This is a genomic window from Kitasatospora putterlickiae, from assembly GCF_039527695.1.
Taxonomy (GTDB): Bacteria; Actinomycetota; Actinomycetes; order Streptomycetales; family Streptomycetaceae; genus Kitasatospora; species Kitasatospora putterlickiae.
Map to the genome: position 1 here is coordinate 16,161 of NZ_BAAAKJ010000021.1, position 11,105 is coordinate 27,265.

11 protein-coding genes are annotated in these 11,105 nt (G+C 72.2%); 10 read left to right on the forward strand and 1 reads right to left on the reverse strand.

Annotated features, from left to right (window positions below; genetic code table 11):
• The first annotated feature begins 71 nt into the window (after positions 1-71).
• The 10 genes from ABD308_RS02605 to ABD308_RS02650 all read left to right on the forward strand — a co-directional run bounded on the left by ABD308_RS02605 (position 72) and on the right by ABD308_RS02650 (position 10,092).
• Positions 72-506, forward strand: a complete 435-nt coding sequence (locus ABD308_RS02605; RefSeq protein ID WP_344324845.1) for a Rieske (2Fe-2S) protein — start codon at positions 72-74, stop codon at positions 504-506.
• 51 nt (positions 507-557) lie between these two features.
• Positions 558-2,591 (forward strand): excinuclease ABC subunit UvrC, encoded by a 2,034-nt coding sequence (gene uvrC / locus ABD308_RS02610; protein ID WP_344324848.1) that lies wholly within the window; start codon positions 558-560, stop codon positions 2,589-2,591.
• Between the two features lie 118 nt (positions 2,592-2,709).
• Positions 2,710-3,621 carry an RNase adapter RapZ gene (rapZ, locus tag ABD308_RS02615; protein WP_344324851.1) on the forward strand — a complete coding sequence of 304 codons (912 nt, stop codon included), beginning with the start codon at positions 2,710-2,712 and terminating at the stop codon, positions 3,619-3,621.
• Positions 3,622-3,684: 63 nt separating this feature from the next.
• Positions 3,685-4,833 (forward strand): gluconeogenesis factor YvcK family protein, encoded by a 1,149-nt coding sequence (locus ABD308_RS02620; protein ID WP_425554675.1) that lies wholly within the window; start codon positions 3,685-3,687, stop codon positions 4,831-4,833.
• Entirely contained in the window at positions 4,824-5,804 is a 981-nt protein-coding gene (whiA, locus tag ABD308_RS02625; RefSeq protein ID WP_209411690.1) for a DNA-binding protein WhiA, read from the forward strand. The genes ABD308_RS02620 and whiA overlap by 10 nt, the downstream gene beginning before the upstream one ends.
• A 322-nt stretch (positions 5,805-6,126) precedes the next feature.
• The gene (gap, locus tag ABD308_RS02630) at positions 6,127-7,131 is read left to right on the forward strand and encodes a type I glyceraldehyde-3-phosphate dehydrogenase (protein ID WP_344324858.1); all 1,005 of its coding nucleotides are present in this window, start codon (positions 6,127-6,129) and stop codon (positions 7,129-7,131) included.
• A gap of 151 nt (positions 7,132-7,282) precedes the next feature.
• Complete coding sequence (locus tag ABD308_RS02635; RefSeq protein ID WP_344324861.1) at positions 7,283-8,485, forward strand: phosphoglycerate kinase; 1,203 nt, start codon at positions 7,283-7,285, stop codon at positions 8,483-8,485.
• A 7-nt stretch (positions 8,486-8,492) separates the two neighbouring features.
• Positions 8,493-9,278 carry a triose-phosphate isomerase gene (gene tpiA, locus ABD308_RS02640; protein ID WP_344324864.1) on the forward strand — a complete coding sequence of 262 codons (786 nt, stop codon included), beginning with the start codon at positions 8,493-8,495 and terminating at the stop codon, positions 9,276-9,278.
• Between the two features lie 84 nt (positions 9,279-9,362).
• Positions 9,363-9,599 (forward strand): preprotein translocase subunit SecG, encoded by a 237-nt coding sequence (gene secG, locus ABD308_RS02645; protein WP_344324867.1) that lies wholly within the window; start codon positions 9,363-9,365, stop codon positions 9,597-9,599.
• A 157-nt stretch (positions 9,600-9,756) separates the two neighbouring features.
• Positions 9,757-10,092: an RNA polymerase-binding protein RbpA gene (locus tag ABD308_RS02650; RefSeq protein ID WP_207811681.1), complete on the forward strand. Its 336-nt coding sequence runs from the start codon at positions 9,757-9,759 to the stop codon at positions 10,090-10,092.
• A 118-nt stretch (positions 10,093-10,210) separates the two neighbouring features.
• On the opposite strand, the gene pgl is transcribed toward ABD308_RS02650, so the two are convergent.
• Positions 10,211-10,999 (reverse strand): 6-phosphogluconolactonase, encoded by a 789-nt coding sequence (pgl, locus tag ABD308_RS02655; protein ID WP_344324873.1) that lies wholly within the window; start codon positions 10,997-10,999, stop codon positions 10,211-10,213.
• Positions 11,000-11,105 lie beyond the last annotated feature (106 nt).

Consider the following 11,105-nt stretch of genomic DNA (forward strand, 5'->3'; position numbering starts at 1 on the left):
CCGCCGTCAGGCCGCATAGACTTCCCGGCGGCCCGCAGCCGCGGGCCCCGCCAGACCTGGAGCGAAACCACATGTCCGAGGCACCCGAGAGCCCCGCCCCCAGCCGCCGCACCCTGCTCTGCGGAGCCGCGGCCGTCCTCGCCGCCGGCGGCACCGTCGCCGTCACCGGCTGCTCCTCGTCCTCCTCCGACTCCGGCTCCGCCGCCAAGACCCCGGTCGACGTCGGCCCCGCCTCCGCCGTCCCGGTCGGCGGCGGCACCGTCTACCGCGAGAAGAAGATCGTCGTCACCCAGCCCACCGAGGGCCGGTACAAGGCGTTCAGCGCCAAGTGCACCCACGCCGGCTGCATCGTCGACCAGGTCAAGAACCAGAAGATCCAGTGCCCCTGCCACAGCAGCCTGTTCGGCATCACCGACGGCGCCGTGCTCGACGGCCCGGCCCCCACCCCGCTGCCCGAGTACACCGTCGAGGTCGAGGGCGGCAACCTCAAGGTGACCCCGCGCTGAAGCAGTTGATCTCCCGCACGCGCCCCCGGCCCGAGTCGGTACGGTGGACCCATGGCTGACCCGTCCACCTACCGCCCGGCGCCGGGTGCGATCCCCACCTCGCCCGGCGTCTACAAGTTCCGCGACGCCCACGGGCGGGTCATCTACGTCGGCAAGGCCAAGAGCCTGCGCCCCCGGCTCTCCTCCTACTTCCAGGACCTCGCCGGGCTGCACCCGCGCACCGCCACCATGGTCACCACCGCCGCCTCGGTGGAGTGGACCGTGGTCGCCACCGAGGTCGAGGCGCTCCAGCTGGAGTACTCCTGGATCAAGGAGTTCGACCCCCGGTTCAACGTCAAGTACCGCGACGACAAGAGCTATCCGGAACTCGCCGTCACCCTCAACGAGGAGTACCCGCGGGTCCAGGTGATGCGCGGCGCCCACAAGAAGGGCGTGCGCTACTTCGGCCCCTACGGCCACGCCTGGGCGATCCGCGAGACCGTCGACCTGCTGCTGCGCGTCTTCCCCGTCCGCACCTGCTCCAACGGCGTCTTCAAGCGGGCCGGCCAGGTCGGCCGCCCCTGCCTGCTCGGCTACATCGGCAAGTGCGCCGCGCCCTGCGTCGGCCGGGTCTCGGCCGAGGAGCACCGCGCCCTCGCCGAGGACTTCTGCGACTTCATGGCCGGCCGCACCGGCAACTACCTGCGCCGGCTGGAGACCGAGATGCGGGAGGCCGCCGCCGACCTGGAGTACGAGAAGGCGGCCCGGCTGCGCGACGACATCGGCGCGCTCAAGCGGGCCATGGAGAAGAACGCCATCGTCCTCGCCGACGCCACCGACGCCGACCTGCTCGCCGTCGCCGAGGACGAACTGGAGGCCGCCGTCCAGATCTTCCACGTCCGCGGCGGCCGGGTCCGCGGCCAGCGCGGCTGGGTCACCGACAAGGTCGAGGACGTCGACACCGCCGGCCTGGTCGAGCACGCCCTCCAGCAGCTCTACGGCGGTGGCGGCGAGTCCGTCCCGCGCGAGGTGCTCGTCCCCGCCCTGCCCGACCCCGTCGAGCCGGTCCGCGAGTGGCTGGGCGGCCTGCGCGGCGCCCAGGTCGACCTGCGCATCCCGCAGCGCGGCGACAAGAAGGACCTGATGGCCACCGTGCAGCGCAACGCCCAACAGGCGCTCGCGCTGCACAAGACCAAGCGCGCCTCCGACCTCACCACCCGCAGCCGCGCCCTCCAGGAGATCGCCGACGCGCTCGAACTGGACAGCGTCCCGCTGCGCATCGAGTGCTTCGACATCTCCCACCTCCAGGGCGAGGACGTGGTCGCCTCCATGGTCGTCTTCGAGGACGGTCTGGCCCGCAAGAGCGAGTACCGCCGCTTCCAGATCAAGGGCTTCGAGGGCCAGGACGACGTCCGCTCGATGCACGAGGTGATCAGCCGCCGCTTCCGCCGCTACCTCCAGGAGCGCGAGCAGACCGGCGAGTGGGCCGTCCCCGAGGACGAGGGCCCGGAGCAGGACGGCCCGCGCACCGAGGAGGGCCGCCCCAAGCGCTTCGCCTACCCGCCCCAGCTGCTCGTCGTCGACGGCGGTCAGCCCCAGGTCGCCGCCGCCCGGCGGGCCCTGGACGAACTCGGCGTCGACGACGTCGCGCTGTGCGGCCTGGCCAAGCGCCTGGAGGAGGTCTGGCTGCCCGGCGAGGACGACCCGGTCGTGCTCCCGCGCAGCAGCGAGGGCCTCTACCTGCTCCAGCGGGTCCGCGACGAGGCCCACCGCTTCGCGATCACCTACCAGCGCGGCAAGCGTTCCAGGCGACTCACCGCCGGAGAACTGGACTCCGTCCCCGGCCTCGGCGAGACTCGCCGTCAGGCGCTGCTCAAGCACTTCGGCTCGCTGAAGAGGCTCCGGGCGGCCACCGTCGACGAACTCTGCGCCGTCCCCGGCATCGGCCGGCGGACGGCGGAGACCGTTGCGGCGACGTTGTCGTCCCGTACACCTGCCGCACCCGCCGTGAACACCGCCACGGGCGAGATCATCGAGGACGGCGCCGACGAGCCGGCGCCCGCGGCGCCCGAGCCCGAGACCGCACCCATCCAGGAGACGCAATGACGGCCGACGCCGCCCGTCAGCCGGCGTGCCCCCGTGCCACTCGTCCGAGTGAGCCGGGGAAGCATGCCCGCGCGACGCGCGTTCTCCACAGCAGAACCACCGAGAGCGGGGAACCGAAGTGACCGTGTCCGATTACGGGGGGACCGCCAGGCCCGAGGCCGGCGGAGAGAACACCCCGGAGCTGGTGATCATCTCCGGCATGTCCGGAGCGGGCCGCTCCACCGCCGCCAAGTGCCTGGAGGACCTGGGCTGGTTCGTGGTGGACAACCTGCCGCCGGCCCTCATCCCCACCATGGTCGACCTCGGCGCCCGCTCCCAGGGCAACGTCGCCCGGATCGGCGCCGTGGTGGACGTCCGCGGCCGGCAGTTCTTCGACGACCTGCTGACCTCGCTGGACGAGCTGGAGAAGCGCGGCGTGCGGCTGCGCGTCGTCTTCCTGGACTCCTCCGACGAGGCGCTGGTGCGCCGCTTCGAGAGCGTGCGCCGCCCGCACCCGCTGCAGGCCGACGGCCGGATCGTCGACGGCATCGCCCAGGAGCGCGACCTGCTGCGCGAGCTGCGCGGCGAGGCCGACCTGGTGATCGACACCTCCAACCTCAACGTGCACCAGCTGCGCGCCAAGCTCGACGCCCAGTTCGCCGACCACGACGAGCCCGAGCTGCGGGCCACCGTGATGTCCTTCGGCTTCAAGTACGGCCTGCCGGTCGACGCCGACCTCGTGGTGGACTGCCGCTTCCTGCCCAACCCGCACTGGGTGCCCGAACTCCGGGCCCGCACCGGCACCGACGCGGACGTCGCCGACTACGTGTTCCAGCAGCCCGGCGCCAACGAGTTCCTCAACGGCTACGCCGAGCTGCTGCGCATCGTCACCGAGGGCTACCGGCGCGAGGGGAAGCGTTACATGACCCTTGCCGTAGGCTGCACCGGTGGCAAGCACCGCAGTGTCGCGATGTCCGAGCGCCTGACGAAGCGTCTCATCGCCGACGGAGTGGAAACGGTGCTCGTCCACCGTGACATGGGACGGGAGTAGCCGCCTCGCCCTGCCGGGCCGCCGGCGGAGGCCGGCGGCGGGCGACAGGAACGCGAGGTAGGTGTGACGGGATATGTGCCCGGGCGGCAGTTCCAGAACAGGACCGCCGACCGGAGTGGGGCCCCGGCCCGGTCCACCGGGACCGGCCGGCCCCGCTCCGGGGCGGCCCGCACCGGCCCTTCCCGTCCCCACCCGGCCCCCCGGACCAGCCAGGCGGCCCGGAACAACCAGGCCCCGCGGATCACCGCGCTCGGCGGCGGCCAGGGCCTGTCCGCCTCGCTGTCCGCGCTGCGCCGGCTCACCAGCGACCTCACCGCCGTGGTCACCGTCGCCGACGACGGCGGCTCCAGCGGCCGGCTCCGCGAGGAGCTCGGGGTGCTGCCCCCCGGGGACCTGCGCAAGGCGCTCGCCGCGCTCTGCGGGGACGACGACTGGGGCCGCACCTGGTCCGAGGTGATCCAGCAGCGCTTCACCGGCACCGGCGAGCTGGGCGGCCACGCGGTCGGCAACCTGCTGATCGTCGCGCTCTGGGAGAAGCTCGGCGACCCGGTCGCCGCCCTGGACTGGGTCGGCCGGCTGCTCAACGTGCAGGGCCGGGTGCTGCCGATGTCGGCGGTGCCGCTGGACATCGAGGCGGTGGTCCGCGGCCACGACCCGGCCTTCCCGGCCGAGCTGGCCGCCGTCCGCGGCCAGGCCAACGTCGCGGTCACCTCCGGCACCGTGCAGTCCGTCCGGCTGCTGCCGGACGAGCCGCCCGCCGTGCCGGAGGCGGTCACCGCCGTCCGGGAGGCGGACTGGGTGGTGCTCGGCCCCGGCTCCTGGTTCACCAGCGTGCTGCCGCACCTGCTGGTGCCCGAGCTGGCCAAGGCCCTGGTGGAGACCCGCGCCCGCCGCCTGCTCACCCTGAACCTGGCCCCGCAGCCCGGCGAGACCGAGGGCTTCACCCCGCAGCGCCACCTGGACGTGATCGCCGACCACGCCCCCGACCTCGCGGTGGATGCGATCCTGGTGGACGAGCGCGCCGTGACCGGTGGCGCCTTCGGCCAGGCGGACCTGGCCGGACTGGAAAAAGCCGCCGAGCGGATGGGAGCGGCCCTGGTGCTCGGCCGGGTCGCCCGTACCGACGGCACGCCGCGACACGACCCGGAGCTCTTGGCGGCGGCGTACGACCGGATTTTCCGGACACATGGAAGGATCGGGCCATGGCGATGACTCCAGCGGTGAAGGACGAAATCAGCCGGCTCCCGGTCACCCGGGCCTGCTGCCGCAAGGCGGAGGTGTCGGCGATCCTGCGGTTCGCGGGCGGGCTGCACATCGTGAGCGGCCGGATCGTGATCGAGGCGGAGCTCGACACCGGAGCCGCCGCACGGCGTCTGCGCAAGGATCTGCTGGAGATCTTCGGACACTCCTCGGACCTGGTCGTGATGGCCCCCGGCGGCCTGCGGCGCGGCAGCCGCTACGTGGTCCGGGTGGTCAAGGACGGCGAGCTGCTGGCCCGCCAGACCGGCCTCGTGGACGGCCGCGGCCGCCCGATCCGCGGTCTGCCCCCGGCCGTGGTCTCCGGGGCCACCTGTGACGCCGAGGCCGCCTGGCGCGGCGCCTTCCTGGCACACGGATCGCTCACCGAGCCCGGCCGCTCGTCCTCGCTGGAGATCACCTGCCCCGGCTCGGAGGCGGCCCTCGCCCTGGTCGGCGCCGCCCGCCGGCTCGGCATCCCGGCCAAGGCCCGCGAGGTGCGCGGGGTCGACCGGGTGGTGATCCGCGACGGCGACGCGATCGGCGCGCTGCTCACCCGGCTCGGCGCGCACGAGTCGGTGCTGGCCTGGGAGGAGCGCCGGATGCGCCGCGAGGTGCGGGCCACCGCCAACCGGCTGGCCAACTTCGACGACGCCAACCTGCGCCGCTCGGCCCGGGCCGCGGTCGCGGCCGGCGCCCGGGTGCAGCGCGCGCTGGAGATCCTCGGCGACGAGGTGCCCGAGCACCTGGCCGCCGCCGGCCAGCTGCGGATGCAGCACAAGCAGGCCTCGCTGGAGGAGCTGGGCGCGCTGGCCGACCCGCCGCTGACCAAGGACGCGGTGGCCGGCCGGATCCGCCGGCTGCTGGCGATGGCCGACAAGCGCGCGTCCGAGCTCGGCCTGCCGAGCACCGAGGCCAACCTGACCGACGAGATGGCGCTCAACTGACGCCGACGGCCACGTCCGTCGCCGGTCGCCCCGCTGCTGTCCCTCCGCCGGTGTCCGCTTCTGCGGGCACCGGCGGAGCCGTGTCCGGAGGGTGGGACGGGGCGCCGCCGGGGGCTTCGCGCGGGGGCCGGGACCAACTGCCCGGGAGGGCAAGGCCGGACGGACCCGGAATCGTTGTGAACACGCGCCACGCCAGGGGTTGCGCGGCCGCCTGATGTGCTCTACCCGGCCTCGGAGGGGTAGGGTCATAGGCGGTCGGGGACATCCCAAAATTCCACCCCGTCGGCATAGCGTCCGGCGTACCTAACGAGGAGATCGGTTCGTGACGATCCGGGTAGGCATCAACGGATTCGGCCGCATCGGCCGCAACTTTTTCCGTGCGGTTCAGGCCCAGGGCGCGGACATCGAGATCGTCGGTGTCAACGACCTGACCGACACCAAGACCCTGGCGCACCTGCTCAAGTACGACTCGATCCTGGGCACCTTCCCGGGCGAGGTGTCGCACACCGCCGACAGCATCACCGTCGACGGCAAGACCTTCAAGGTCATCGCCGAGCGTGACCCGGCCAACCTCCCCTGGGGCGAGCTGGGCGCGGACGTCGTCATCGAGTCGACCGGCATCTTCACCAAGGCCGAGGCGGCGAAGAAGCACGTCGCGGCCGGCGCCAAGAAGGTCATCATCTCGGCGCCCGCCACCGACGAGGACATCACCATCGTCATGGGCGTCAACGACGAGAAGTACGACGCCGCGAAGCACACCATCATCTCCAACGCCTCCTGCACCACCAACTGTGTGGCGCCGCTGGCGAAGGTGCTGAACGAGAGCTTCGGCATCGTCAAGGGTCTGATGACCACGGTGCACGCGTACACCAACGACCAGGTCACCCTGGACTTCCCGCACAAGGACCTGCGTCGCGCCCGCGCCGCGGCCCTCAACATCATCCCGACCTCGACCGGTGCCGCCAAGGCCACCGCGCTGGTCCTGCCGGAGCTCAAGGGCAAGCTGGACGGCACCTCGCTGCGCGTCCCGGTCCCGACCGGCTCGATCACCGACCTCGTGGTCACCCTGGAGCGCGACGTCACCGTCGCCGAGGTCAACGAGGCCTTCAAGAAGGCCTCCGAGACCACCCTCAAGGGCATCCTGCAGTACACCGAGGACCCGATCGTCTCCTCCGACATCGTGAACTCGCCGTTCTCCACGATCTTCGACTCGCTGCTGACCATGGCCCAGGGCAACCAGGTCAAGATCTTCGGCTGGTACGACAACGAGTGGGGCTACTCGAACCGCCTCGTCAACCTGACCACCCTCGTCGGTGCCGGGCTCTGACGCAGCGGGAGCTGATGTGAAGTAGGGGGGAGGGCCCGGAAGGCATGTGCGAAGCCGACCGGGCCCTCCGTCTGCGCACCCTCAACTCCCCATGGACGACACAACGTTGTGTCGTCCCCTGCTCCACCATCTCGCCAGGAGACCGAAGACCGTGAAGACCATCGAAGATCTGGACGTCGCCGGTAAGCGCGTGTTCGTTCGCGCGGACCTGAACGTTCCGCTTTCCGACGGCACGATCACCGACGACGGCCGGATCCGTGCCGTCGCCCCGACCATCGCCAAGCTCGTCGAGCGCGGCGCGAAGGTCGTCGTCGCCTCTCACCTCGGCCGCCCCAAGGGCGCGCCGGACCCGCAGTTCTCCCTCGCGCCGGTGGCCGTCCGCCTCGGCGAGATCCTCGGCAGGCCGGTCGCCTTCGCGACCGACACCGTGGGCGAGAGCGCGAAGGCCACCGTCGCCGCCCTGGCCGACGGCGAGGTCACGCTGCTGGAGAACCTGCGCTTCAACGGTGGGGAGACCAGCAAGGACGACGCCGAGCGCGCCGGGTTCGCCGGGCGGCTGGCCGAGCTGGCCGACCTCTACGTGGGCGACGGCTTCGGTGCGGTGCACCGCAAGCACGCCTCGGTGTTCGACCTGCCGGCGCTGCTGCCGCACGCGGTCGGCGACCTGATCGCCACCGAGGTGGGCGTGCTCAAGCGCCTCACCGAGGACGTCGAGAGCCCGTACGTGGTGGTGCTCGGCGGCTCCAAGGTCTCCGACAAGGTCGGCGTGATCGAGAACCTGCTGAAGAAGGCCGACCGGATCCTGATCGGCGGCGGCATGGTGTTCACCTTCCTCAAGGCCCAGGGCCACGAGGTCGGCGTCTCCCTGCTGCAGGAGGACCAGATCCCGACCGTCCAGGGCTACCTGGCGGAGGCGAAGGAGCGGGGCGTCGAGTTCGTCCTGCCGACGGACGTCCTGGTCTCCACCGGGTTCCCGGACGTCAAGACCAAGGCCCCGGCCACCTACTCGGTCGTCGCCGCGGACGCGATCCCGGCCGACCAGCTGGGCCTGGACATCGGCCCGGAGAGCCGCGAGCTGTTCGCGGAGAAGCTGGCCGACGCGAAGACCGTGTTCTGGAACGGCCCGATGGGCGTCTTCGAGCACCCGGACTTCGCCGGCGGCACCGCGGCCGTCGCGCAGGGCCTGCTCGACAGTGACGCGTTCTCCGTGGTCGGCGGCGGGGACTCCGCCGCGGCCGTCCGCATCCTGGGCTTCGACGAGACGAAGTTCGGGCACATCTCGACCGGCGGTGGCGCGAGCCTGGAGTACCTGGAGGGCAAGCGGCTCCCCGGTCTCACCGCCCTGGAAGGCTGAATCACGCATGACTGAGCGTCTCCCGCTGATGGCGGGCAACTGGAAGATGAACCTCAACCACCTTGAGGCCATCCAGCACACCCAGAAGCTGGCCTTCGCGCTGGCCGACAAGGACTACGCGGCGGTCGAGGTGGCCGTCCTGGTGCCGTTCACCGACCTCCGCTCGGTGCAGACCCTGGTCGACGGCGACAAGCTGAAGATCAAGTACGGCTCGCAGGACATCTCGCAGCACGACGGCGGTGCCTACACCGGCGAGGTCTCCGGCCCGATGCTGGCCAAGCTGAAGTGCGCCTACGCGGTGATCGGCCACTCGGAGCGCCGCCAGTACCACGGCGAGAACGAGGAGATCGTCAACGCCAAGGTCAAGGCCGCCTACCGCAGCGGGATCACCCCGATCCTGTGCGTCGGCGAGCCGCTGGAGGTCCGCAAGGCCGGCACCCACGTCGAGCACACGCTGGCCCAGCTCGACGGCGCCCTGCAGGACGTTCCGGCCGCGCAGGCCGAGTCCGTCGTGGTCGCCTACGAGCCGGTCTGGGCGATCGGCACCGGCGAGGTGGCGACCCCCGAGGACGCCCAGGAGGTCTGCGCCGCCATCCGCGCGCGGCTGGCCGAGCTGTACGACGCCGAGCTGGCCGGCAAGGTCCGGGTGCTCTACGGCGGTTCGGTGAAGTCGTCGAGCGCGGCCGGCCTGATGGCCAAGCCCGACATCGACGGCGGCCTGATCGGCGGAGCCTCGCTGGACGCCGAGGAGTTCGTCAAGATCGTGCGGTACCGTGAGCAGGCAGTAGGCTAACGCCGCCGCAGCAACGTAGGCTTTGGGGCCGGACCACCCGTGGTCCGGCCCCTTCGCCGAAGATACGAGAGAGTTGGTCCCGTCGTGGTTCTCGGGTTCTCGATTGCCCTGATCGTCTTCAGCCTGCTGATGATCCTCCTGGTGCTGCTGCACAAGGGGAAGGGCGGTGGCCTGTCGGACATGTTCGGTGGCGGCGCGATGTCCACCGGCGGCGGCTCGGCGGTGGCCGAGCGCAACCTGGACCGCATCACGATCGTGGTCGGCCTCGGCTGGTTCGCCTCCCTCGTGGTGCTCGGTCTGGTCATGAAGTACAAGGGATGACATAACTCTGACGCCCCGTCGCCCCGCGGCCTATCCTTGAAAGGTCCGGGGCGGAGCCGGTGGTGGCGCATGCTTAACTCCTGCTTACACTAGGACGACTTTCGCCACCGACGCGCGTCGCGCGCGTCGGCGCACCAGCACGCAGGGGAGTCAGACCGTGGCAAGTGGCAACGCCATCCGTGGCAGCAGGGTCGGAGCCGGCCCGATGGGCGAGGCGGAGCGCGGCGAATCCGCCCCCCGCAACCGGATCTCCTTCTGGTGCGCGAACAAGCACGAGACCCGGCCGAGCTTCGCCGCCGAAGCGGTGATCCCGGAGACCTGGGACTGTCCGCGCTGTGGCTTCCCGGCCGGCCAGGACGAGCACAACCCGCCCGCGCCGTCCCGCAACGAGCCGTACAAGACCCACCTCGCCTACGTCCGCGAGCGGCGCACCGACGCCGACGGTGAGGCGATCCTCGCGGAGGCGCTGGCCAAGCTCCGCGGCGAGATCTGACCCCGTCGCGCGCCGGATCGGAGCGCCTGGGGGCGAGACGGGCAACTGCGAGAACGACAGAAGACAGAAGGGGCGCCACCCGTGTGGAACGGGTGGCGCCCCTTCTGTCGTCCGTGCCTCAGGCCGAGGCCGGGGGGTACAGCTGGGGCGGCAGTTGGGACGCCGCGGCGCGGTCCAGCAGCCACAGGGTGCGGCCGGTGCCGTGCGCGCCGGAGGCGGGCGCCTGCAGCTCGCCCGGGCCGGACAGGGCCACCGCCACCGCGCCCGCCTTGTCCTCGCCGGCCGCCAGCAGCCACACCTCGCGGGCGGCGCGGATGGCCGGGAGGGTGAGCGAGATCCGGGTCGGCGGTGGTTTGGGCGCGCCGCGCACGCCGATCACCGTCAGCTCGGTCTCCCGCACGCCCGGGTGCTCCGGGAAGAGCGAGGCGACATGGGTGTCCGGGCCGACGCCGAGCAGCAGCACGTCGAAGGCCGGGACGCCGCCCCGGTCGCCCGGGCCGGCCGCCTTCGCCAGCTCCTGCGCGTAGCGGGCCGCGGCGGCGTCGACGTCCGAGCCGTCGACGCCGTCCGAGGCGGGCATCTCGTGCACCCGCGCCGGGTCGAGCGGGACGGCGTCCAGCAGCTCGGCGCGGGCCTGCACGGCGTTGCGCTCCGGGTCGGCGGAGGGCAGGAACCGCTCGTCGCCCCACCAGAGGTCCAGCCGCGCCCAGTCGACCGCGTCGCGCGCCGGGGAGGCGGCGATCGCGGCCAGCAGGGCGTTGCCGTTGCGTCCGCCGGTCAGCACCACCGAGGCGGTGCCGCGGGCGGCCTGGGCGTCCACGATCCGGGTGATCAGCCGGGCCGCGGCCGCCTGGGCCATCAGCTCCTTGTCCCGGTGGACGACCAGCTGCGGGGTGGCCGCGGTCATGCGTCCGCCTTCTTGGCGCCGCGCTTGGCGGCCGCCTTCTTCGTGGTGCCGGAGGCCGCCCCGGCGGCCTGCCCGCCGTCCTGGGCGGGCGTCGCGGCGGCCTCGT

Bases quoted from the DNA above. Each gene is read 5' to 3' on its own strand.
- ABD308_RS02605 (WP_344324845.1), top strand. From the start codon at position 72: ATGTCCGAGGCACCCGAGAGCCCCGCCCCCAGCCGCCGCACCCTGCTC.
- uvrC (WP_344324848.1), top strand. From the start codon at position 558: ATGGCTGACCCGTCCACCTACCGCCCGGCGCCGGGTGCGATCCCCACC.
- whiA (WP_209411690.1), top strand. From the start codon at position 4,824: ATGGCGATGACTCCAGCGGTGAAGGACGAAATCAGCCGGCTCCCGGTC.
- tpiA (WP_344324864.1), top strand. From the start codon at position 8,493: ATGACTGAGCGTCTCCCGCTGATGGCGGGCAACTGGAAGATGAACCTC.
- pgl (WP_344324873.1), bottom strand. From the start codon at position 10,999: ATGACCGCGGCCACCCCGCAGCTGGTCGTCCACCGGGACAAGGAGCTG.